The sequence below is a fragment of the Pseudomonas monachiensis genome (assembly GCF_047345015.1).
Lineage (GTDB): Bacteria > Pseudomonadota > Gammaproteobacteria > Pseudomonadales > Pseudomonadaceae > Aquipseudomonas > Aquipseudomonas monachiensis.
Map to the genome: position 1 here is coordinate 2,790,158 of NZ_CP178857.1, position 23,380 is coordinate 2,813,537.

At 60.8% G+C, this 23,380-nt stretch carries 18 protein-coding genes; 6 read left to right on the plus strand and 12 right to left on the minus strand.

Annotated features, from left to right (window positions below):
- Positions 1-141: 141 nt before the first annotated feature.
- A complete protein-coding gene (locus ACMDB8_RS12505) occupies positions 142-3,240 on the minus strand; it encodes an efflux RND transporter permease subunit (protein WP_223540922.1) in 3,099 nt (1,032 codons plus the stop codon).
- 15 nt (positions 3,241-3,255) lie between these two features.
- Positions 3,256-4,413, minus strand: a complete 1,158-nt coding sequence (locus ACMDB8_RS12510) for an efflux RND transporter periplasmic adaptor subunit (RefSeq protein WP_409079054.1) — start codon at positions 4,411-4,413, stop codon at positions 3,256-3,258.
- A 293-nt stretch (positions 4,414-4,706) separates the two neighbouring features.
- Between ACMDB8_RS12510 and ACMDB8_RS12515 the strand changes: the two genes are divergently transcribed.
- On the plus strand, positions 4,707-5,408 hold the full coding sequence (locus ACMDB8_RS12515) for a response regulator transcription factor (RefSeq protein WP_007985461.1): 702 nt from the start codon (positions 4,707-4,709) through the stop codon (positions 5,406-5,408).
- A 4-nt stretch (positions 5,409-5,412) separates the two neighbouring features.
- Positions 5,413-6,714 (plus strand): ATP-binding protein, encoded by a 1,302-nt coding sequence (locus tag ACMDB8_RS12520; RefSeq protein ID WP_056724548.1) that lies wholly within the window; start codon positions 5,413-5,415, stop codon positions 6,712-6,714.
- A gap of 47 nt (positions 6,715-6,761) precedes the next feature.
- On the opposite strand, the gene ACMDB8_RS12525 is transcribed toward ACMDB8_RS12520, so the two are convergent.
- From ACMDB8_RS12525 to ACMDB8_RS12550, 6 genes are all read right to left on the minus strand, one after another.
- On the minus strand, positions 6,762-7,523 hold the full coding sequence (locus tag ACMDB8_RS12525) for an anti-sigma factor family protein (RefSeq protein WP_409079053.1): 762 nt from the start codon (positions 7,521-7,523) through the stop codon (positions 6,762-6,764).
- Positions 7,523-8,005 carry an RNA polymerase sigma factor gene (locus ACMDB8_RS12530; protein WP_409079063.1) on the minus strand — a complete coding sequence of 161 codons (483 nt, stop codon included), beginning with the start codon at positions 8,003-8,005 and terminating at the stop codon, positions 7,523-7,525. Before ACMDB8_RS12530 ends, ACMDB8_RS12525 begins: the two co-directional genes overlap by 1 nt.
- 66 nt (positions 8,006-8,071) lie before the next feature.
- The gene (locus tag ACMDB8_RS12535; RefSeq protein WP_056724552.1) at positions 8,072-8,614 is read right to left on the minus strand and encodes a tetratricopeptide repeat protein; all 543 of its coding nucleotides are present in this window, start codon (positions 8,612-8,614) and stop codon (positions 8,072-8,074) included.
- Between the two features lie 122 nt (positions 8,615-8,736).
- Positions 8,737-9,762 (minus strand): alpha/beta fold hydrolase, encoded by a 1,026-nt coding sequence (locus ACMDB8_RS12540; protein WP_409079052.1) that lies wholly within the window; start codon positions 9,760-9,762, stop codon positions 8,737-8,739.
- A gap of 85 nt (positions 9,763-9,847) precedes the next feature.
- Complete coding sequence (locus ACMDB8_RS12545; RefSeq protein WP_056724556.1) at positions 9,848-10,282, minus strand: YqaA family protein; 435 nt, start codon at positions 10,280-10,282, stop codon at positions 9,848-9,850.
- The gene (locus tag ACMDB8_RS12550; RefSeq protein WP_056724558.1) at positions 10,282-10,728 is read right to left on the minus strand and encodes a DUF411 domain-containing protein; all 447 of its coding nucleotides are present in this window, start codon (positions 10,726-10,728) and stop codon (positions 10,282-10,284) included. Before ACMDB8_RS12550 ends, ACMDB8_RS12545 begins: the two co-directional genes overlap by 1 nt.
- A gap of 383 nt (positions 10,729-11,111) precedes the next feature.
- Between ACMDB8_RS12550 and ACMDB8_RS12555 the strand changes: the two genes are divergently transcribed.
- Positions 11,112-11,642: a hypothetical protein gene (locus tag ACMDB8_RS12555; RefSeq protein ID WP_223540927.1), complete on the plus strand. Its 531-nt coding sequence runs from the start codon at positions 11,112-11,114 to the stop codon at positions 11,640-11,642.
- A gap of 47 nt (positions 11,643-11,689) precedes the next feature.
- Here ACMDB8_RS12555 and ACMDB8_RS12560 read toward each other — a convergent pair whose 3' ends face one another.
- Positions 11,690-12,685 carry an aldo/keto reductase gene (locus tag ACMDB8_RS12560; protein ID WP_223540928.1) on the minus strand — a complete coding sequence of 332 codons (996 nt, stop codon included), beginning with the start codon at positions 12,683-12,685 and terminating at the stop codon, positions 11,690-11,692.
- A gap of 117 nt (positions 12,686-12,802) precedes the next feature.
- Between ACMDB8_RS12560 and ACMDB8_RS12565 the strand changes: the two genes are divergently transcribed.
- Both ACMDB8_RS12565 and ACMDB8_RS12570 read left to right on the plus strand, forming a co-directional pair.
- Positions 12,803-13,729 (plus strand): LysR family transcriptional regulator, encoded by a 927-nt coding sequence (locus ACMDB8_RS12565; protein ID WP_056724560.1) that lies wholly within the window; start codon positions 12,803-12,805, stop codon positions 13,727-13,729.
- A gap of 292 nt (positions 13,730-14,021) precedes the next feature.
- Positions 14,022-14,210 (plus strand): hypothetical protein, encoded by a 189-nt coding sequence (locus ACMDB8_RS12570; RefSeq protein ID WP_056724563.1) that lies wholly within the window; start codon positions 14,022-14,024, stop codon positions 14,208-14,210.
- Positions 14,211-14,218: 8 nt separating this feature from the next.
- Here ACMDB8_RS12570 and ACMDB8_RS12575 read toward each other — a convergent pair whose 3' ends face one another.
- Complete coding sequence (locus tag ACMDB8_RS12575) at positions 14,219-14,590, minus strand: hypothetical protein (protein WP_056724565.1); 372 nt, start codon at positions 14,588-14,590, stop codon at positions 14,219-14,221.
- Positions 14,591-14,839: 249 nt separating this feature from the next.
- Between ACMDB8_RS12575 and ACMDB8_RS12580 the strand changes: the two genes are divergently transcribed.
- Positions 14,840-17,188: an acylase gene (locus ACMDB8_RS12580; protein ID WP_409079051.1), complete on the plus strand. Its 2,349-nt coding sequence runs from the start codon at positions 14,840-14,842 to the stop codon at positions 17,186-17,188.
- A 58-nt stretch (positions 17,189-17,246) separates the two neighbouring features.
- Here ACMDB8_RS12580 and ACMDB8_RS12585 read toward each other — a convergent pair whose 3' ends face one another.
- Complete coding sequence (locus ACMDB8_RS12585) at positions 17,247-18,248, minus strand: FecR family protein (protein WP_056724569.1); 1,002 nt, start codon at positions 18,246-18,248, stop codon at positions 17,247-17,249.
- Between the two features lie 216 nt (positions 18,249-18,464).
- Complete coding sequence (locus ACMDB8_RS12590) at positions 18,465-23,297, minus strand: dermonecrotic toxin domain-containing protein (RefSeq protein WP_409079050.1); 4,833 nt, start codon at positions 23,295-23,297, stop codon at positions 18,465-18,467.
- Positions 23,298-23,380 lie beyond the last annotated feature (83 nt).

The following is a 23,380-nucleotide window of genomic DNA, read 5'->3' on the forward strand; positions in this document are numbered from 1 at the left end:
CCAGGTAACCACTATCTTGAAATCACCGAGATCCCTGTGGGAGCGAGCTTGCTCGCGATGAGGCCATCACTTTCAACATATTTGTTGACTGTCACGCCGCCATCGCGAGCAAGCTCGCTCCCACAGGGGTTAGTGTTTTTGTCAGGTGTTTTTATGGCGCTTGCGCACCAACTTCATTACCACCACAAAAAACACCGGCACGAACACCACGGCCAGGGTCGCCGTGATCATCCCGCCAATCACCCCGGTGCCGATGGCCTGCTGGCTCGCCGAGCTGGCGCCGGTCGCGATCGCCAGCGGCACCACGCCTAGGATGAACGCCAGGGAGGTCATGACAATCGGCCGCAACCGCAGGCGTGCCGCTTGCAGGGTGGCGTCGATCAGGTCATGGCCTTCGTCGTACAGGCTCTTGGCGAATTCGATGATCAGGATCGCGTTCTTCGCCGACAGGCCGATGATGGTGATCAACCCGACCTTGAAGAACACGTCGTTGGGCATCCCGCGCAAGGTCACCGCCAGCACCGCACCGAGCACGCCCAGCGGCACCACCAGCAGCACCGAGGTCGGGATCGACCAGCTCTCGTACAACGCCGCCAGGCACAGGAACACGATCAACAGCGACAGCCCCAGCAGGATCGGCGCCTGGCTGCCGGACAACCGTTCCTGCAACGACAACCCGGTCCATTCCTGGCCCAGGCCCGCCGGGCCCTGTGCCACCAGCCGCTCGATCTCGGCCATGGCCTCACCGGTGCTGTGGCCCGGGGTCGGTTCACCGGAAATGCTGATCGCCGGATAGCCGTTGTAGCGGGTCAACTGCGCCGGGCCCTGGGTCCACTTGGCCTGGACGAAGGCCGACAGGGGCACCATTTTTTCGTGGGTGTTGCGCACGTGGATCTTCAGCAGGTCTTCCACCTGGCTGCGCTGGTCGCCCTCGGCCTGCACCACCACACGCTGCATCCGCCCCTGATTGGGGAAGTCGTTGATGTAGGCCGAGCCCACGGCCGTGGACAGCACGTTGCCGACGTCGGCGAAGGACACCCCCAGCGCGTTGGCCTGCTTGCGGTCGACCACCAGTTGCACCTGCGGTGCCTCGGCCAGGGCGCTTTCGCGCACGTTCATCAGGATCGGGCTTTTTTGCGCCGCCGCGAGTAACTCGGTGCGGGCTTCCATCAACTTCTCATGGCCGAGACCACCACGATCCTGCAGGCGGAACTCGAATCCGCTGGACGTACCCAGGCCATCCACGGGCGGCGGCAGTACGGCAAAGGTCACCGCGTCCTTGATCTGGCTGAGGGCAACGTTGGCCCGGTCGGCAATGGAGGCTGCCGAGTCTTCACTGCCGCGCTCGGACCAGTCCTTGAGCGTGCTGAACGCCAGCGCCGCGTTCTGCCCGCTGCCGGAGAAGCTGAAGCCGAGAATCACCACGCTGTCGCGAATGCCTGGCTCGCCAGCGTTGTGCGCTTCAACCTGCTCGGCCACCTGCACCGTGCGGTTCTTGCTCGCACCCGGCGGCAACTGGATGTCGGTGATGGTGTAACCCTGGTCTTCCACCGGCAGGAACGAGGAGGGCAGGCGACTGAAGGCCAGGCCCAGACCGATCAGCAGCACGCCGTAGATCAGCAAGTAGCGCCCGGTACGTTTTAACGCGTAGGCCACCCAGCCCTGGTAACGGTCGGTCAGTTGCTCGAAGCGACGGTTGAACCAGCCGAAGAACCCGGTCTTTTCATGGTGCTCGCCTTTGGCAATCGGCTTGAGCAACGTCGCGCACAGGGCCGGGGTCAAGGTCAGGGCGAGGAAGGCCGAGAACAGGATCGAGGTGGCCATCGACAGTGAGAACTGCTGGTAGATCACCCCGACCGAGCCCTGCATGAACGCCATCGGAATGAATACCGCGACCAGCACCAGGGTGATGCCGATGATGGCCCCGGTGATCTGCTGCATGGCCTTGCGCGTGGCTTCCTTGGGCGAAAGGCCTTCGGTGGCCATGATCCGCTCGACGTTCTCCACCACCACGATGGCGTCGTCCACCAGAATGCCGATGGCCAGCACCATGCCGAACATGGTCAGCACGTTGATCGAAAACCCGAGCGCCAGCATCGTCGCAAAGGTGCCCATCAACGCCACCGGCACCACCAGGGTCGGAATCAGCGTGTAGCGGATGTTCTGCAGGAACAGGAACATCACCGCGAACACCAGCAGCATCGCCTCAAAGAGGGTGTAGACCACCTTGGTGATCGAAACCTTGACGAAAGGCGAGGTGTCGTACGGTATCGAATACTCGACGTTCGCCGGGAAGTAGCGCTTGAGTTCATCCATCTTCGCCCGCACCAGGGTCGCGGTGTTCAGTGCGTTGGCGCCGGGCGACAGCTGCACGGCAACGGCAGTGGACGGCTTGCCGTTCAGGCGCGTGGAAAACTGGTATTCCTGGCTGCCGATCTCGACCCGCGCCACATCGCTGATGCGCACGGTCGAGCCGTCCGGGTTGGCCTTGAGGACGATGTCGGCAAACTCTTCGGGGGTCGACAACTGCCCCTTGACCAGAATGGTCGCGGTGATTTCCTGGGTGGTGCGGGTCGGCAGGTCGCCGATGCTGCCCGCCGACACCTGGGCGTTTTGCGCGACGATGGCGGTGTTGACGTCTGCCGGCGTCAGGTTGAAGGCGAGCAGTTTCCGCGGGTCGATCCAGATCCGCATCGCCCGCTCGGCGCCGTACAGCTGAGCCTTGCCGACGCCATCCAGACGCTTGACCTCATTCATCACGTTGCGCGCCAGGTAATCGCTGAGCGCCACGTCGTCGAGTTTGCCGTCGCTGGACGTCAGGGTGATCAACAGCAGGAAGCCGGAGGAGACTTTCTCCACCTGCAAACCCTGCTGGATCACCGCTTGCGGCAGCCGTGATTCCACGGCTTTGAGGCGATTCTGCACATCCACCTGGGCCAGTTCCGGGTTGGTGCCCGGCTGGAAGGTGGCCTTGATGGTGGCGCTGCCCAGGCTGCTCTGGGATTCGAAATACAACAGGTGATCGGCGCCGTTGAGTTCTTCCTCGATCAGGCTGACCACGCTCTCGTCCACGGTTTGCGCCGAAGCGCCCGGGTACACGGCGTAGATTTCGATTTGTGGCGGCGCAACATCCGGGTATTGCGCCACCGGCAGTTGCGGAATGGCCAGCGCACCGGCCAGCAGGATGAACAGGGCAACCACCCAGGCGAACACCGGGCGGTCGATAAAGAACTGCGGCATAGAGAAGCGTCCTGCTTACTGACCAGTCGTCTGGGCAAGGGGAAGAGGGGTGTCGTCGATCTGCACTTTCTCGCCGGGGCGGGCGTGCTGCAGGCCCTCGATGACGATGCGGTCGCCTGCCTTCAGGCCGCCGGTGACGATCCAGCGATCGTTCTGCACGGTGCCCAGTTCGACCGGTTGCTGCCCGACCCGCTGTTCGGCGTCGAGCAGCAGCACCTGGGCGATGCCGGCGCTGTCGCGCTGGATGGCCCGTTGCGGCACGCTGATGCCTTGCTGGTTGACCGCTTGTTCCAGGCGTACGCGCACGAAACTGCCGGGCAGCAAGTCGAGGTCGGGGTTGGGGAACTCGCTGCGCAGGATGATCTGGCCGGTGCCCGGGTCGACGGTGATGTCGCTGAACAGCAGTTTGCCCGGTAGCGGGTAGAGGCTGCCGTCATCCTGAATCAGCGTGGCCTTGGCCTGGTCCTGGCCGACCTGCTGCAACTGGCCGGAACGGAAGGCGCGGCGCAGTTCGTTGAGTTCGCGGGTGGACTGGGTCAGGTCGGCATGAATCGGGTTCAGTTGCTGGATCAGCGCCAGCGGCGTGGTTTCGTTCTGCCCGACCAGCGCGCCTTCGGTGACCAATGCACGACCGATGCGCCCGGAAATCGGCGCGGTGACGGTGGCGTAACCGAGGTTCAGTTTCGCCCGCTCCACAGCGGCTTTACTGGCGGCGACTTCGGCGGCGGTCTGCCGTGCGTTGGCGCGTGCGTTGTCATACTCCTGACCGCTGATGGCCTTGTCATCGATCAACTGGGCGTAGCGTTGTTCCTGCAACCGGGCCTGGAACGCATTGGCCTCGGCCTTGCGCAGTACGGCTTCCGCGCTGTCCAGGTCGGCCTTGAACGGCGCCGGGTCGATGCGGAACAACACATCGCCCTGTTTCACGTCGCTACCTTCACGGAAGGTGCGCTGCAAGACCACGCCAGCCACGCGGGCACGCACTTCGGCCATGCGCGGCGCGGCAATCCGTCCGCTCAGTTCACTGCTGATGGTCAGTGGCCGCGCCTCGATGGTTTCGACGCGAACCGTGGCCAGCGGCGCCTGTTCCTCGGCATTCGAGGACTTGTCACACGCGGCCAGTGTCAACGCCAGTGCAATCAGGCTGAGCCTGGCAAGCAGATTTTTCGACATGTAATACCCCAATAAAGACACCCAGCATCCTACTGGGCGAAGGCGAGGGTAGCGGTGAAGCTTTGTTGGTGCTGTGTGAAATTGTGTAAGGGTTTTACTCAGGGACGAGTGAGGGCGTATATCCTTCAGTCCTTGATTTCTATTGCGCCTGATAGATTGCTATCGCGAGCAAGCTCGCTCCCACAGGGATTTGATGTGAACACAAATGTTGTGAACACCACCGGCCACTGTGGGAGCGAGCTTGCTCGCGATGGCGGCGTATCTGGCGCCACAGCACTTTCTGGAAACACCCCATGCCCAACATCCTCCTGGTCGAAGACGACACCGCCCTCGCCGAACTGATTGCCAGCTACCTGGAACGCAACGGTTATTCCGTCAGCGTGATCGGTCGCGGTGACCATGTGCGCGAACGTGCGCGGCTCAATCCGCCGGACCTGGTGATCCTCGACCTGATGCTGCCCGGCCTCGACGGCTTGCAAGTCTGTCGCCTGCTGCGCGCCGATTCGGCGACCTTGCCGATCCTGATGCTCACCGCCCGCGACGACAGCCACGACCAGGTCCTGGGCCTGGAAATGGGGGCCGACGACTACGTCACCAAACCTTGCGAGCCGCGGGTGCTGCTGGCCCGGGTGCGGACGTTGCTGCGCCGCAGCAGCCTCAGCGAACCGCAGACCGCCAACGACCGCATTCTGATGGGCAACCTGTGCATCGACTTGTCCGAGCGCACCGTGACCTGGCGCGAGCAGTTGGTGGAACTGTCCAGCGGCGAGTACAACCTGTTGGTGGTGTTGGCCCGGCATGCCGGCGAAGTGTTGAGCCGCGACCAGATCCTGCAACGCTTGCGCGGCATCGAATTCAACGGTACCGACCGTTCGGTGGACGTGGCGATTTCCAAGCTGCGGCGCAAGTTCGACGACCACGCCGGCGAGGCGCGCAAGATCAAGACCGTGTGGGGCAAGGGTTACCTGTTCAGTCGATCCGAGTGGGAATGCTGAGCCGATGTTCAGAATCCTCTTTCGTTTGTACCTGGTGACCATCGTCTCGTTCAGCGCGGCGATCTATCTGGTGCCGGACCTGGTGGTCAAGGTGTTCCAGGAGCGCTTTGTCACCTACAACCTCGATTATTCCCGTGGGCTGCAAACGCTGATCGTCAAACAGTTCCACGGGGTCCCGGCCGAACAGTGGCCGGCCCTGGCCGCTGAAATGGACAAGGACTTCTCTCCTCTGCACATCGTGCTCAGCGGCAATGACGACAGCAGCCTGACCCCTGATGAACAGCAGCGCTTGCGCCGCGGCGAGAACATCGTGCGCGTGGGCGACTGGGGCTGGCGCACGCTGGCGGTCGCGCCGCTCAATGAGCGCACCGTGGTGCAAATGGTCGTGCCACCGGACCCGCTGGACGTCAACCTGTTGTACTGGAGCATCAACGTCCTGATCGGCGCGACCATGCTCGCGTGCCTGTTGCTGTGGCTGCGCCCGCACTGGCGTGACCTGGAACGCCTCAAGGGCGCCGCCGAACGCTTTGGCAAGGGCCACCTGGGCGAGCGCACGCAAATCTCCCCGAGTTCCAACATCGGCAGCCTGGCCAGTGTGTTCGACACCATGGCCGGCGACATCGAGAACCTGCTCAACCAGCAGCGGGACTTGCTCAATGCGGTGTCTCACGAATTGCGCACGCCGCTGACGCGCCTGGATTTCGGCCTGGCGCTGGCGCTGTCCGACGACTTGCCGGCGGCCAGTCGCGAGCGCCTGCAAAGCCTGGTGGCGCACATTCGAGAACTCGATGAATTGGTGCTGGAGCTGCTGTCCTACAGCCGCCTGCAAAACCCGGCGCGGCTACCGGAGCAGGTCGAAGTCTCGCTGGATGAATTCATCGACAGCATTCTCGGCAGCGTCGACGAAGAACAGCAATCCCCGGAAATCGTCATCGACGTGCTGCTCCACGGCCAGTTCGAACGCTTCAGCCTGGACCCGCGCCTGACTGCCCGTGCCTTGCAAAACCTGCTGCGCAATGCCATGCGCTATTGCGAGAAGCGTATTCAGATCGGTGTGCAGGCCTATGCCGGCGGTTGTGAAATCTGGGTCGACGATGACGGCATCGGCATTCCGGATGACGAGCGCGAGCGGATCTTCGAACCCTTCTACCGTCTCGACCGCAGCCGCGACCGCGCCACGGGTGGTTTCGGCCTGGGACTGGCGATCAGCCGCCGCGCACTGGAAGCCCAGGGCGGGACGCTGACGGTGGAAGCCTCGCCCCTGGGCGGAGCGCGGTTTCGCTTGTGGTTGCCGGCGTCGGCCTGACGCGCTTGGCAGGCGCTGGCGCAGCGCCTGCGTTGAACCGGGGTTTCTCAGGTACTCAGGCGCTCGCGCAACGTCTTCGCCATTTCCTCCAGGTCCGCCATCGGCTGATGCCCGATCAGCATCCAGGCGTGTTCCATATCGGCCCAATACACGATGTTCAGTTCGCGTCGCTGTTCCCGGGCGAAATGTCGGCTGCCGCTGTTGGAGCGGGTGACGCACAGGGCCATGGGGCCGTGCGCCGGATCGAGGTAGGTGATCTGGGCGATGGGCGCACCGTCGTACTCGAGGATTTGCGCGCGCTTGAATTCGGCACGGGGCAGGCTCAGTTTTGCCGACGCGAGGTTGAGGCCCAGGCGCGCATCGATGGTGCGCAGTTGTGCCCGTTGCGCGGCTTCATCGCCGGGCAAGTGATCCAGGGTTTCCGGTACGTAGAGCGCCATGTAATCGGCCACCAGGCCGCGCCAGTTATGTGTCTGCCGGCTCGCTTGCCAGCCGAGGAACAAGCGGTCCGCCAATACACCGCCAGCCAACAGCCCGGCCGCGGCGGCCAGGAACCAGCGTCGACTGAGCCCGGGACGGGCGGGTGAGGGCAGCGTGGCGAGCATGGCTTGCAGGCGATCCACCGGCGCCTGTCGGGCCAGTTCATCATAGGCGTCCTTGAACGGCAGGCTGCTGCGATCCAGCCATTGCAGGCGCAGGCCGAGCATCGGGTCGGCATTGATGGCCGCGTCGATGCGCGCGCGCTGCTCGGTATCGAGTTGGTTATCGAGGTAAGCCACCAGTTGTTCGTCCGAGGGTATCGTGTTCATCAATGTTCTCCTCGGTTAGGGGTGGGCACCGTGTGCAACGGTGGGTATTCGGCCAGTTTCGCCCGAGCGGTGGCCAGGCGGCTCATGACCGTGCCGATGGGCACTTGCAGCACCTCGGCGACTTCGCGGTAGGACAAGCCTTCGACATAGGCGAGAAACACCGTTTCGCGCTGGGCCTCGGGCAACGCATCGACGCGGCGGATGACCTGTGCCGCCAGCACGTGGGTCTGGGCCACGGATTCACCATCGAACGACAAGGCCTGATCGGCGTCTACCTGACCCTGACCCTGGCGCACCCGTCGGGCGCGGACTTCATTGAGCCAGATCGAATGCAGAATGCTCAGCAGCCACCGGTCCATGCGCGTTCCCGGCACGTATTGCCCGGCCCGTTCCAGCGCCCGCACGCAGGTGGCTTGCACCAGGTCATCGGCGACATGCCGTTGCCGGGACAACAGCAGGCCGTAACGCCATAAACGCGCCAGATGCTGGTTCAGTTCCGTTCGTATTGCCTGATCGCTGGCGATGGCGACCTCCGTCCGCTCGGGTTGTCAGGTTTTCGATGAGCCGTTGATGGCTTCGGCCAGGTCCTGATACTCCTCGCATTGAGTGCTGCCACAGATGGATTCGATCTGTCGCAGTTGCTCCTGGGCAAGATCCAGCCGGCCTTTGACCACATAGGCCTCACCGAGATACTCGCGGACCTGCGCGTACTGCGGGTCGAGTTTCACCGATTGCAGGTAATAGCCGATGCCTTCGTCGGTACGTCCCAGTTTACGCGTGGCGTAGCCGCGATAGTTCAACGCTTTTGCCGTGTTTGGCTGTTTCAGCGTGTCGAGCAGGGCCAGGGCTTCTTCATAACGCCCGTCCTTGGCCAGTCGATAGGCATAGTTGGTGCGGTCTTCGTCCGGTACCAGGCTGCTGGTCTGCCGCACGCAACGCTGGGATTTGCTATCGAACACCTGGCCTTTGGGGCAGTTGGGCCTGATGGGTGCGTCGTCGTCGCCGCCACCGCCGTTGGCCAGGGCGAGGGAGCCGGACAACCCAATGGCCAGCAACAGAGGGGGCATCAGAACAGCAAAGCGAATATTCATGGGCATTGCTCCACAGGTTCACGGGGTTCGGATCAGATCGCGCCTGGCCAGGCGCAGTGCAAGGTTGATGTGATGAGAACACCGCAGCATGAACAATTATTCGTTGTGGGAGCCTTTCCTCTTCAACGCACGGGGTTGGTCTTGTTCAGCCAGGCGAGCAGGGCCTGGTGGAATTGTGCCGGTTCTTCCATCTGTGGCGCGTGGCCCATGCCAGGGAACTCGACCAGCGTGGACCGGGGAATCATCTTGGCCACTTGTTTGCCGAGGACGTCGTAGTGCCCGATCTTCGCCTTGACTTCGGGCGGGGCGATGTCACTGCCGATGGCGGTGGTGTCGGACGTACCGATCAACAGCAGGGTCGGCATCTTCAGATTGTGGAATTCGTAGTACACCGGTTGGGTGAAGATCATGTCGTAGATCAGCGCCGAGTTCCACGCGACTTGGGTATGCCCCGGGCCTTTGTTCAGGCCGGCGAGCATGTCGACCCAGCGATCGAATTCCGGCTTCCAGCGACCGCCGTAATAGGTGGTGCGTTCGTAGTTGCGGATACCCTCGGCGCTGAGCTTGAGTTCGCGCTCGTACCATTGATCCACCGTGCGATAGGGCACGCCGAGGGCTTTCCAGTCTTCCAGGCCGATGGGGTTGACCAGCGCCAGTTGCTCGACCTGTTCGGGGTATTGCAAGGCATAGCGAGTGGCGAGCATGCCGCCGGTGGAATGCCCCAGCAGGGTGGCTTGCTGGATGCCCAGGGCCTTGAGCAATTGCTGGGTGTTCGTCGCCAGTTGCTGAAAGCTGTACTGATAGTGCGCCGGTTTGCTGGAGGTGCAGAAGCCGATCTGGTCCGGGGCGATGACCCGGTAGCCAGCGTCGCTGAGGGCTTTGATCGAACTGCCCCAGGTGGCGCCGCAGAAATTCTTGCCGTGCATCAGCACCACGCTGCGACCATTGGGCTTGCCGTGGGCGGCGACATCCATGTAACCCATTTGCAGGGATTGGCCCTGGGATTCAAAGGCGAAGTGCTTGAGGGTGTAGGGGTAGTCGAAACCTTGCAACTCGGGACCGTATCCCGGTCCTTCGGCGTGGGCGATGACGGGCAGGGCGGCGGTCAGTAAAAGGCTGGGCAACCAGCAGGAGAAGGGGCGTGACATGAAAGGGCTCCATGGTAAATCCGCCGATGCTGGATCGATTCGATTAGGGCGGCATTAAACACAGGCAACCGCCGCCCTTGATGGTTCAACCCATCCAGCCCAAAGTCGCCATGGCCAGCACGCCGTAACGGGCACCCTTGGCCAGGGTGACGATCAGCAGGAAACGCCCCAGCGGCTCGCGCATGACCCCGGCGACCAGCGTCAGCGGATCGCCGATCACCGGCAGCCAACTGAGCAGCAATGACCAATGGCCATAGCGTTGGTAATGAAGCCGGGCTTTTTCCAGGTGCCGGGGGCTCACCGGAAACCAGCGTCGGTCACGGAACCGCTCGATCCCGCGCCCCAGCCACCAGTTAAGCAGCGAGCCCAGAACGTTGCCGAACGTTGCCACCGCCAGCAGTGCCCAGGGCCAGTACCGATCGCTGAGCAGCAGGCCGACCAGCACCGCTTCGGATTGCAACGGCAGCAGCGTGGCGGCACCGAATGCCGCGAAAAACAGCCCGAGGTACGCGCCCGACATCAATGGGCGGGGTAGTCCGCAACCACCACGTCAGTGCCGTCTTTTTTCAGGCCGATGACCTGATAGGCATCGCTCATGCCGTCCATTTCCATGCCGGGCGAGCCCATGGGCATGCCGGGGGCCGCGACCCCCAGCAGATCGTCGCGCTTGCTCAAGGCCAGGACCTGGTCGGCCGGGACATGACCTTCAACGAATTTGCCGTTGATCAACGCGGTGTGGCACGACGCCAGGCGCGGCGGCACGCCGTGCTGTTGCTTGAACTCGCTCATATTGGTTTCGACGTGGTCTTCGACCTTGAAGCCATTGGCCTCCAGGTGGGTGATCCATTTTTTGCAGCAACCACAATTGGCGTCGCGGTGAACCTCGATTGGAATGAGGTCGGCGGCCTGGGCCAGTGAAGACATCAACAGGGCGCTCAGGGCGATCAGGCGCAGAGGGTTTCGCATGGGATTCGTCTCGGGTAACGGGCAAAAAAACGCATTCTGACCATTTTATCCGGTCAGGCATTCAAGGAGTGTTTCCAATTACTACAAAGATCTGCCGTTCGATGATGGTAGGTCAATGCTGTCAGGCAGATGAGGGGCACATTACAAAATTGTCAGATTGAGATTCGAGGGTAAGTATCGGTGCTGATGAAATCCAACTAGCCGATATGTAAGAAAAGTCTGAAAGAACATTCGTCAGGGCGATAAGTTCAAATAAACAAGAAGTTTTACAGTATGTATCTTAATTGTATGAGAATTGTTAAGGCTCTGAATTAAAGTTTGGTTGCCTCAGTGCTTCGGCCGATACTTCTGGCCACCCAACTTGGTCAAACAAGGAGTTTTCAATGACGATCGGATATACCGGCAACTGGACCGCGAAAGCGGGTCTATTGGTTCGAGATGCCGCCAGCAGATCAAAGCCTGTTCCCCAGAGCGTCAAGGTCAGGCAGATGCTTGACCTGGTGGGCAACAATCCGGTTGAGCTGGATACAGTCAAGATGGACAAGATGAAATTGCGCAAACAGATGAAGGGTTTTGACCCCACTGATATTTCTGTCAAGTCCATGGGTGCTCTCAGTGTCATGCTGAAAGAGCGTGGCCTGATCAGCGATGTAACAGCGGTCACACTGAGCAATGCCGGTGACAAGTTCGACCGGTTTGGTATCAAGGACCCTGACGCCAAGTTCAATGCGCTGGAATATTTCGCCACGCAACTGGAGAACATTCAGAACAATAATTTGAAGGGTAACAAGTACGCCAACTACCTGGTTCCCGAGTTCAAAAAAGCGATCTATGTGCTGCAAAACCTGGAAACCTACGGCAAGAACAACGGCCCCATGGTGAGGCCAGGCAGAGTTCTCTCGGACGAGGCCTGACGCCATGTTGCACGGCCCGCCCGGTTCATCGAACGGGCCGGCAACCCTTAGCGGTCGAGCAGTTTCATGACTTCTTCCGGATAACGCAGGCCTGCGGTGGCATTGGCCGCAAAGATCGCTTCCAGCGCGTGCAGTTCTTCGCCACTCAGCGTCACCTCCAGTGCGGCCACGTTTTCTTCCAGGTATTTACGTTGCTTGGTGCCCGGAATCGGAATCAGGTAGTCACCCTGGGCCAGCACCCACGCCAGCGCCAGTTGGCCCGCCGTCACGCCTTTTTCTGCCGCCAGCGCTTGTACCTGTTGCACCAGCAGCAGGTTTTTCGCGAAGTTTTCGCCCTGGAAGCGCGGGCTGAAACGACGATAATCGTCGGCCGCGAAATCATCCGGGCTTTTCAATGCGCCGGTCAGAAACCCTCGGCCCAACGGGCTATAGGGCACAAAGGCGACGCCCAGGCGCTGGCAGGTTGCCAGGCAAGCGTTTTCTTCCTGATCACGGCTCCACAACGAATACTCACTTTGCAACGCACTGATCGGGTGAACCTTGTGCGCTCGTTCCAGGGTCGCCGCCGAGGCCTCGCTCAATCCCAGGTAACGCACCTTGCCGGCACTGACCAGTTCGGCCATGGCACCGACGGTTTCTTCGATGGCCACCTGCGGGTCGATTCGGTGTTGGTAATACAGGTCGAGGGTGTCCACGCCCAGGCGCTTCAAGCTGCCATCGATGGACTGGCGAATGTATTCCGGCCGGCCGTTGACGCCCCGGGCAGTGGGGTTGGCCGGGTCGCGGACGATCCCGAACTTGCTGGCCAGGAACACCTGGTCACGCTTGCCGGCGATGGCCTTGCCGATCAGTTCTTCATTGGTGTGCGGACCGTACATGTCGGCGGTATCGAGCAGGTTGACCCCCAGTTCCAGCGCGCGATGCAAGGTGGCCGTTGCTTCGCGGGTGTCCGTGCCGGTGGTGTAGAAGTCGGTCATGCCCATGCAGCCCAGGCCGATGGCCGATACCTGCGGACCGTTTTTTCCCAATTGACGTGTGTGCATGAAATCAGCTCCCTGTGAAGTGAATCGCCATTGTTCGCCTCGACAGAAACAAGATAAACCGGCTAAAACGGCTATCACTATTCGTAAAATCTAAATAATCAGCCGGTGGAGCCAGCAATGGACCGTTTCAACGCCATGCGCGTTTTTACCCGGATCGTCGAGTTGGGCGGCTTTGCCAAGGCCGCCGACAGCCTGCAATTGCCCCGGGCCTCGGTCACCATCCTGATCAAACAACTGGAGGCGCATCTTGGGGTGCAACTGCTGCAACGCACCACGCGGCAGATCAGCCTGACGCTCGATGGCGCGGCCTATTACCCGCGTTGCGTGCGCTTGCTGGCAGACCTGGAAGAGACCGAAGCGGTGTTCAGTGCCGCACGCCACAATCCCAAGGGCTTGTTACGGGTGGATATGCCGGCGGGCGTGGGGCGCCTGATTGTGATTCCGGCACTGCCGCAGTTCACCGCCCGCTATCCGTTGATCGAGCTGGAAATCGGCCTGAATGACCGCCCGGTGGACCTGATACGCGAAGGTGTCGATTGTGTGCTGCGCGGTGGTTCGCCGCTGGACGACTCGCTGGTGGCGCGGCCCCTGGTGGTCTTGGATCAGGTAACCTGTGCCAGCCCCGACTATCTGCAGCGGCACGCAGCGCCCCATACGCTGGATGACCTGCGCGGCCACCGGATGGTCGAGTACGTCTCCAGTAACAGTGGCAAACGCTATGGACTGGAGTTTGTCGTGGATGGCCAGGTGCGGTCGGTCGACCTGCCCAAGCAGGTGGCGGTCAACAGTGCCGATGGCTATCTGGCTGCGTGCGAGGCCGGATATGGCCTGGTGCAGACGCCGTACTATCACGTGGCGCGGCAACTGCAGGAGGGGCGTTTGTGTGAAGTACTGAGGGAAGTGCCGCCACCGGGCATGCCGATGACGGCGCTTTATCCGCCGCACCGCCAGTTGTCCCGGCGGGTGCGTGTGTTTGTCGATTGGCTGGTGGAACTGTGTGCCCAGCCGGGCAATGACTTTTATCGCAAGGATTCAGGGCATTGAGTAGTGGTTAACGAAGCTGGTAGTAACCTGGTCCGCCATAGTGGTCGTGGTGCCGGCCCCCGTGGGGGAAAACAATGCAACCGCTCAGGGTCAGGATGGCAAGCAGGGGAATCAGCAGTGTGATTCGACGCAACATTTGAAAGTCCTCATGGTTATCGCCGCAATGAAGCTAAAACTCTTCATCGGCTGTAACATGGGACCCCGCTTGTAGCGGCTTATCCCCGAAACCGGGTAAGCGCTTGGCATGCATGTCGATACAAACCGGATACAATTTCAGATTCAGGAACCCGCAATGACTCAGTCGCAACGTTTGAAATACTCGATTCTGATCTCCCTGGTGGTGCTGGGGATCATGTTTGGCCTTTCCTGGTTGCAGAATACCGGCGTCATCAGCGAAAAACTGTTCCAGTACATCGCCATTGGCGTGGCGGTGGTCGTGGTGGTCATCAATGGCGTGATGCGCCGCAAGGTCAAGCCCTGATCAGTCGATCATCGGTTGCGCAAAATGGCGGCAGCCTGGGGATGCAGGCTGTAGCTTTTGTCGGGGTTGAGAACAATCACGCCTTCGCTGCACAAGCGCTTTAGCACTTCACGCACGCTGAGAAAGGACAGGGGAATATCCAGGTCCAGCAATTGGCTGTGCACGCCGCGCACGCCAAGGCTGCGGTCGTTTTCGGCGGCCGTCAGCAGGGCGTCGATGACTTTCAGGCGGATCAGGCTGGTTCGAAGGCCAAAGCTTTTGAGCAGGATCCGGATCCGCTCGTTGCCGTGACGATCGGTACGCGGCTCGAATACGCCGACTCCCATGGAAGTACCCTTTGGCGCGTTGCTACCGTCCGTTGGCAGTTGCGAGTTGTACATTGCAAAACTCCTTTCAGAGCCTGATCAAGAAAAAAATGGGCGCTCTTACAGGACTAGACGTATGAGCAGCCCGAATCATGAAGGTTCGAATGTAGAAATTTTGTCGCCATCGCGTGATCAACCTGTCAGACCATGGGTCGTTGCACAGTAAATCCCTAAATTTTTGTGGTGAGCTTCGTCCCTACAGGGAGGCACGGCGTGCGTGGATATGCGCAACCGTGGCCATCGTTTTTTCGATCAGGAGCGAGCGTGATTATTTCCAGCCAGTTAATCAGGTTGAGCCTGGCGGGTGTGGCTCTGGGGGTGAGCCTGGGGTTGAGCCTTGCGGCAAGCGCGAGCGCTACGCCCGCGCAAACGAGCGCGGATATCCGCCGAACCGGTTTTGGCGTGCCACACATCCGCGCCGACAACGAGCGCGGGCTCGGCTACGGCATCGGCTATGCCTACGCCCAGGACAACCTGTGCCTGCTGGCCAACGAAATCACGACCGTCAACGGCGAACGTTCGCGGTACTTCGGGCCGGATCAGTTCACCGTCGAAGAGCGGGAGAACCTGGTCAGTGATGTGTTTTTCACCTGGCTGAACACTCCGCAAGCTGTCGCCGGTTTCTGGCAGGCCCAAACCCCCGAAGTGCGTGAACTGGTCGAAGGCTATGTGGCGGGGTACAACCGCTCCTTGAGCGAACGTCGGGCCCAGGGTTTACCGCTGCAGTGTCAGGGCGATTGGGTGCGCGAGATCACCCCCTCGGATCTGGTCAAGCTGACCCGGCGCCTGTTGGTCGAAGGTGGCGTCGGCCAGTTTGCCGAAGCCCTGGCCGGTGCCACGCCACCCAACGCAGTGGCCCAGGCATCGAGTGCACAGCCAGCGTTCCAGGTGGCCGCCACGCGGATGCAGCGCTTCGCTCTGGACCGGGGCAGCAATGCCGTCGCGGTCGGCAGCGAGCGCTCCTTCAACGGACGCGGCATGTTGCTGGCCAATCCGCACTTTCCGTGGGTGGGCGGCATGCGCTTTTATCAGATGCACCTGACCATACCCGGCAAACTGGACGTGATGGGCGCGGCGTTACCCGGTCTGCCGGTGATCAACATCGGTTTCAATCAACATCTGGCCTGGACCCACACCGTGGATTCTTCCCGGCATTTCACGCTGTATCGCCTGCAACTGGACCCCAAGGATGCGACCCGTTACCTGCTCGACGGCCAGTCCTTGCCGATGGACAAGCAGACCGTGACCGTCAACATCAGGCAGGCGGATGGGCAGGTCCGGGCGATTCCCCACGAGATCTACAGCTCGAAATTCGGTCCGGTGGTGCAATGGCCGGGAAAACTGGATTGGGACCACCAGTACGCCTACAGCCTGCGTGACGCCAATCTGGACAACGACCGCGTTCTGCAGCAGTGGTACGCAATGAATCGCGCTGAAAGCCTCGAGGATTTCCAGGCCTCGGTGCACAAGATCCAGGGCATTCCGTGGGTCAACACCCTGGCGGCGGACGATCAGGGGCAGACGCTGTACATGAACCTCTCGGTGGTGCCCAACGTCAGCCTCGACAAGCTGGCGCAGTGCAGCGATCCGCGCGTTGGCTTGCAGATGATCACTCTCGACGGCTCCAACGGCGCCTGTGCCTGGGACATCGACCCGCAGGCGCCACAGCAGGGCATCTATGCAGCGGACAAGTTACCGCAATTGCTGCGCAAGGATTTTGTCCAGCACTCCAACGACTCGGCATGGCTGGCCAACCCGGCGCAACCGCTGACCGGCTATTCGCCGTTGATCAGCCAGGACAGCCAGCCATTGGGGCTGCGTTCACGCTTTGCCCTCGATCGTTTGAGCGCGCTGGCCAAGGCCGGCAAGGTCGGGGCAGCGGACTTGCAACGCATGGTCATGGACGATCAGGTTTATCAGGCGGATCAGGTGATGGCGGACCTGCTGCAATTCTGCGTGGCGGATCTCGGTGCCGATGCCAAAACCCTCGCGCCACTGTGCGCCAGCCTCAAGGCCTGGGACCGCAAGGCCAACCTGGGCAGCGGCCTGGGCTTTGTGCACTTCCAGAATGTCATGGAGGCTTTGGAGCCAGTGCCGGACCTATGGCGCGTGGCATTCGATCCGCAGGATCCACAACATACCCCGCGCGGCTTGGCGGTTGAACGGCCACCAGTTGCACAGGCACTGCGCGACGCGATGCGGGCATCTGTCGATCAGGTCAAGGCGGCAGGCCTGAAACCCGACAGCCGTTGGGGCGATATCCAGGTGGTCAGCAGCGGCGGGCAACAGACGCCAATCCACGGCGGACCGGGTGCACTGGGGGTCTACAACGCCATCCAGAGCGTGCCGCGCAGCGATGGCAAGCGTGAGGTGGTCAGCGGTACGAGTTACCTGCAGGTGGTGACCTTCGACGAAAACGGACCGCAGGCCAAAGGGCTGCTGGCGTTCTCGTTGTCCAGCGACCCGGCGTCGAAATATTCACGGGACCAGACGCAGGCCTTTTCGAGAAAGCAATGGAGCGTGCTGCCTTTCACCGAGCAACAGATCCTGTCCGATCCGGACTATCAGGTGCAGACGATCCGTCGGCAGGATGCCAAGGTGGCCGCGCAGTAAGGAGCAGAAGTTCTGCATGAACACTGAAGGCCGCACCCCGCAAGGGGTGGCGGCCTTTTCAGCTTTTCGGAGAGGTTTGCGGAATCGCGTTGACCACCAGATTGCCGTTCTGATTGCGGGTCAGGTAGACCGGCAGGACCCGCGGCAAGGATTTCACCAGGCCGTTGATCTCGTTGATGTTGTAGATGCCGCCGATATGGATCGAGCCGGTGCTGTTGTCGGCCACCATCAGCGGTTTGTCGAGGTAGCGATTGATCAAGGGCAGCGCATCGCTCAGGGACAGATCGTCGAGCACCAGTTTGCCCTGGCGCCAGGCCAGCGAGCTGTCATTGTCATAGGTCTGGCTGATGCGGGGGGTGAAGTCGCCGTGGCGATAACTGGCCTGCATCGCCGGGCTGAGGTGCAAACCGTCGCCATTCAGGTTGGCGTTGCTGCTGACCAGTACCGAACCCTCGATCAGGTTGACCTTGACCTGGTCTTCATACATCCAGACGTTGAATTGGGTGCCGGTCACGCGAATCCGGCCTTCGGCGGCCTTGACCACGAAGGGGTGACGGGTGTCATGGCTGACCCTGAAGAAGGCTTCGCCTTTTTCCAGCGTGACTTGCCGCTGATCCTTGTAGTTGCTGTACGTCAGCTCGCTGCCCAGGTTCAGTTCCACCTGGCTGCCGTCTTTCAAGGTGACCGTTCGAACATTGTCGGTCGCTTCGAAATGCTGGTACGCGTTTGGCACCCAGCCCAGATGCCAGCCGCCATAACCGGCCACCGGCAACGCCAGGGCGCAGACCGCCGCTGCGATCGCCAGGCGGCGCCACGGATTTTCCGCTTTGGGGCGAACCAGCGGCACGACGGGCTCGGGACGGGGCAGGTCGCCAGCGACATCCCAGATCTCCAGCATCGCTTCGTACTCGATGGCATGGAGCGGATGCGCGTTGCGCCATTGCTCGAACGCCTGGCGCTCTTGCTCGGTGCAGTCATTGGCGTGCAGACGCATGCACCAATGCGCAGCGGCATCGGTGATGGCGTCGTATTCGGCTTCCGAGATCGTGTGGTCGGTCATTGGCCCTTCCTGGTTTCCTGCATTCTAACCTTGGGGGGGAGTCTGCGAGAACATCAGTCATGGCATTTAACTATCAATGTGTGGTTTTTTTTCAACGCTTCGCCTCTGGAACATCTGCTCTCGGGTAGCAGTATCCATGGGATGCGTAAAAAAAAGATCAAATCAAACACCGCGATAGCGCACAGATCCGGGGATCTGCGCGTTATTTCGCCAGGATCAGGGTGCAGGGGGCGTAGCGACCGGTACCGGGTCCAGTTGCCGGCCCATTTCGCAGATCAAAAACGCGACCGAGTCGGCATTGTGCAAAATGACATCGGTTCGGAACTTCGAGTCCCGCACGTTAAAAAAAGCTTCCCGTGCCTTAGCCATGGTCTCGCTGCCCGTCAGTTGCAGAATTTTCTTGCCGATGTGGGAAGTGCTCGGTATGGAGTCCAGGTTGACCCATAATTGCCGCCCACTGTTCCAGCGTGCGAACAGTTCGTCCTTTGGCGTTTTCATCGACAAGGCTTCTCGCTGGAAGTCCACTTGAGACTGTTTCTTTGCTGCGCCATAGCCGGTGACCGACGCGACCAGATCGCTGAACGGTAGCCTGGCCTCAAGGTAGGCGATGTCCACGGCCCCTGAAAACAAATGAGCGAACTCGTGTATCAGGGTCGCGGCCTGACTGTGGCCGTCGACATCGAAGGGCTGAGTCAGGCTGGATTTGTACCAGTCCAGTTGTTGATCGAAGAAGTTTTCCGTGAAATGCACATTGCGCTGTTGATCCTTGTCCACGACAAACGCGACAAGGTTGTCCTCCGGGTCCCGGCTTGAACCCACGATAAAACGTTGCGAGTTCATCCAGTCTTCATCGGGATCGACCAGCGCGTTGCAAATGGGAACGACGGCCTGCCTGATTTTGTCGAGCAGTGCTTTGTCGATCAGGTCAACATCAAAGAACTGTTTGAGGAAGGTATCGAGCCGTGTGCCCGGGACGAGTTCCCTGAGTTGCACCAGGTTGTGCAGGCTGTTGAACGCGTAATAGCGAGCCATGTCGATGGCCTGCACGATCATGCGGGCTTTTTCGGGATGTCTTGCGCGGATCTCCTCCATTCCCCGGGCCTCGATGTTCAGCACCTCCCTGGCAACATAGGCGTTGACATACTGATTGCGCATTTTCGAGACGGCTTTGCCGAAGTGAACGGTGTGGGCATCCGGGTCGATGACCAGTTGCTTGCCGGGTGTAGCCAGCAACACCGGGCCTTCTTGCTCGCCTTTGACCATTCGCCAGACCGCTCCGGTCTTGTTCACGCCGTACACTTTGCCGGCAATGGCGGCGAAGGTTTTCTTGCTGCCCGCTTCCAGATAGGTGCCGTCGGTGCTGCTTTTCGTCAGGTCCTTGAGTTCGGTGGTGGTTTCGAACCGTCGCAGCCGGGTACGCAGTTGCGCTGTCGACCGGACTTGCGACCAGGGTTGCGCGATCACGGCGGGGACGGCCGGTTGAGCAGCGGCTTCGCTGGTTGCCTGGGCGCTTTCGGCCCACCCTTCAAGCGACAAGCGGCCCAATGACACGATTTGTGCCGCGCCGGCAATAAACTCGCGCAAGGCGGTCGTCCAGTGATGGTCCTGTAGGGCTTCGGCTGAGTTTTTGGCGTCCTTGTAGGCCCTCCAAAGAAACTGCACATACGCGAGTTTGCCCGGCAGCAGGCCTGAAATGCGCTCTATGCCGGAGCTGAACAGATGTTTGACAGCCTCCCAGTCAGACTGAGCGGTTGCGTTTGCCTGGCTGCCGAGCATCTTCTCCAGCAGCCTGGTGTTGTCATGGAACAAGTGGGTCAGCAGGTTGCCATTGATGGGGCTGGACGCCAGGGTGATTTCGCTCGACTGGCCAACGGTGGATTTGAGCAGGTTGCGAAACACTGTTTGCTGACTGGTCGGCAGGCGACGAAGCAGCATCTCCTGCAATGGCCCCGGTGTGTTGAGCGCCGCGACAACGCTGGCCTCATTGTCGAACTCAACGAACGGTGAGCCACTGGGGTGGTAAGGGGCATAGAGGATTTGCGGGCCTGCCTTGCCTTCGCCGGGACCGATCAGGTACAGGCCCAGTGCCTTGACGGCGGCGGCACCGGTTGTCTTGATCAGTTCCAGTGGTCGGGCAATGGCGTGCGCACCTTCTACGGTAGCCCGGGCGATGGCGTCCGGCATGTCGAATACTTGCCGAAGCAAATCGAAAGCGCTGTCGGACAGCCGTTGCTGCAGTTTCAGTTCGTGTGCGTGTTGCAGCAATTGCCAGGGCAGTTGCTTGACGAAGCGCAGGATCCGTTGTTCCACGTCCGCCGCATTGTTCGACAAGTTGTCGGTGACATGTTTGGCGTAGTTCTGCGCAATTTTCAGTAATAGCAGCAACTGGCGAACAGCCGCCTGGTCCAGCCCCGCGGGCAGGGTTTGCGTGGTTGCCGACCCGACCTTGAACCCGGTGCCTTGCGTAATGTTGACGTGGTGCAAGGCGAACTCGGTGAGGCTCCGGGCAGGGCCGACCAACGCCAGGTCCGGGGTGATTTGAATTTTGTCGGGGTCCAGTGTTGTTGCCGGGAAGCGGTCGGCGAGCAACGATTTCAGTGTTTCATGCACATACGACTTGAGGGGTTTGATCCCGTGCAAATAGTCTTTGTCCTCAACAACGCTGTTGCGGTATTGCTCCAGCAGTTCAAGGTGCAGTCGCAGGTCTTGCAGCGGAGCCATTCCCAGCCAGGCGGGCAGGGATTGCTGCTGGCCGATCGCCAGGGCAATCGACCTGGCTCGTTGCAGGTTGGTGTCAAGCACCGTTGTGGTCAGGTCTTTAAGGGCTTTTTTGCGCTTTGTGTCGCTCAGCTTGAAAATGCGTACGTGTTCGCAGCGAGCCAGAAAGTGCTCGATGGATGATTGCGCGACCCGTTCCAATACAGACCCTTCGATCAGCCGCAACGGTCCCAGTGAGTAGCGTTGGTGAAGGAAGCGTTGGGCCGGGGTCAGGTTTTCCAGCAGCGCCAGGCGTTGTTGCGGTTCGAGCAGGCGTCTGTTCAGCTCCAGCCTTGCGCGACTGATGTTGTCAAAGACTTCCAGGCCCTCGGCGGGTGTCCAAAGGATTGTCCGGCCGGAATGCGAGGGGTCGAGTCCGCCACGCTCGGTCAAAAGCAGACAATGGGCCAGGGGCAGGACATCGCGCTGACCGGAGCACTCCAGTGTCAATGAGTAGGCATCGGGTCGGAAGCCGTTGAGGGCCGGACGGTTCTGCCGGTCGGCCCGGTCCGGATTGAATACCGTTTCGACAATGGCCCGATCCGCATCCCGCAGTGTCGCGCCGAGCACTCGCATATTGGCCTCGCCACGCAGGCCAACGGATAGTGCATGGGCCAGGCGGGGTTTCATGTTTTCCAGATAGACCCGTTGCAGGGCCAGAGCAGCGACCGGTTGTGCTGCGAAATCCGTCTTGAACGGTGTCTCGATGTCGTTGAAGGACTTGGCGAAAGTGGCCGCCGTGTGGGCCAGCACCGTGGAGGGATGCTGATCACCGGATAGCACGGGCCGCGTGCTCCAGCGCCCGTCGGTAGCCAGCGTCAGCAGGCGCTCGTTGATCATCGAGCGGATATCCAGCGCTTTGTCGAACAGGGCGTGGATGTCCACGGTGCCGTCACTGTGACGGAACACCTGCAGGGCATATTGCATGTTCTGCCGTTGCTTGCCGATGATCCCGTCGAAGAGCTTGGGGAAGATCTCGCCGGAAATTGCTTCCCCGGTCACATTCGGCTGGTCAAAGCCAATGAAACGCTGACGCTCGTCCAGGCTCAGCAGGCCATAGAGTTCATCCTCGTGACCGGCAGCGCTGAACTTGCTGCGCACCGTATCGCACAAGTCCTTATAGTCCTTGAGTACCTGCAGGCCTGCGGTGGGCGTGTAGAGAAACGCATTGCCGGTGCTGACCATCAGTGAGCCGGCCAGCTCCACATAATTGGCCTTGTACTCCCACAGGCGAACGGTTTCGACCGTCATTGCCTGGTTCGTCCGGCTGGCCGTAGAGATCAACGCGTGCAAATCCTGGCTTTGCTCCGGGGTGATGATCTCGGCTTCGCGCTTGAGCAGCAGTTGCACTCGCGCCTGATCGGCGATGGCCTGGCCGAAGAACTCTCGACGGGATGCGCCGTCGGCGCTCGGTGCAGCCCAGAAGCCTTCGAGCTGCCCGACCAGCAGGCTGATCAGTTGGCGCGAGATTGTCGTGACTGCGGCTTCCCACAGTGGCTGGTCGGCGTTTGCCGGGGACTTTTCCGGATGCAAAAATTCGTGGGACTGTCCGGCCGGCCAAAGCTGATGGCGATAATGCAGGAGGACGGCCTCACTCAAGGAAAGGGAGTTGACCCAGCGTCGCGCCGGATGGCTTTCGTCAGCATTCTCTGGCGTTGTTGCCTGGTAGAAGTTCACTTGGGTCTGGCTCTGATCCAGACCGGGAAAGGACGCCGCCAGCTTCTGATTCAGCAATGTGTCGAGCAGCGAGGTCAGGGACGGCAGCACTTTCAATTCGTCGAGCAGGGCCTGGTCGTTGAGTTGCTGATGGGTGGAGAGGGTCTTGCGCTGGTCTTCGAACACGTCGTCGTCGATGGGTTGAAAGTCCAACACGATTTCGCCGGCGTCCACCACGGCCTTGCGTTGAGACACCGCCATGAAGGCCAGCAGGTCGTCGTCTTCACTGGCGGCCTTGAGTTGCGTCACCAGATGGTCGGTCAGGGCCGTACGGTTGGCGAACTTTTTTATCCCGGCGTACGGGGTGTAGAGAATCAGGCCATTGTCATCGGGTGTCGCGGTCAACACAAAGCTGCCGGCCAGCACCACGGGCTCCAGCCCCGGGATTTTCAGCAGCACGTTCTTCACCAGCATGGGCGGCGTCTGCTTATCGCGCAGTGCCTGGGTGGCCAGTTCGATATGGCTGAACCATTCGAAGTCCTTTTGCGTCAGTCCATGGGTTTTGCCAAGTTCTTTCCAGCGTCCGCGCAATGTCAGCGCCTCGGGGAAAAACAGCGGAGTTACGGGTGTAGACATCGTCGAGTCTCGTTCAAGGTGCCACTCACAGGCGCCTGTGGATTGAGCTTCGACACTAAAAGCCGGTGCGCTGGCACGGGTGG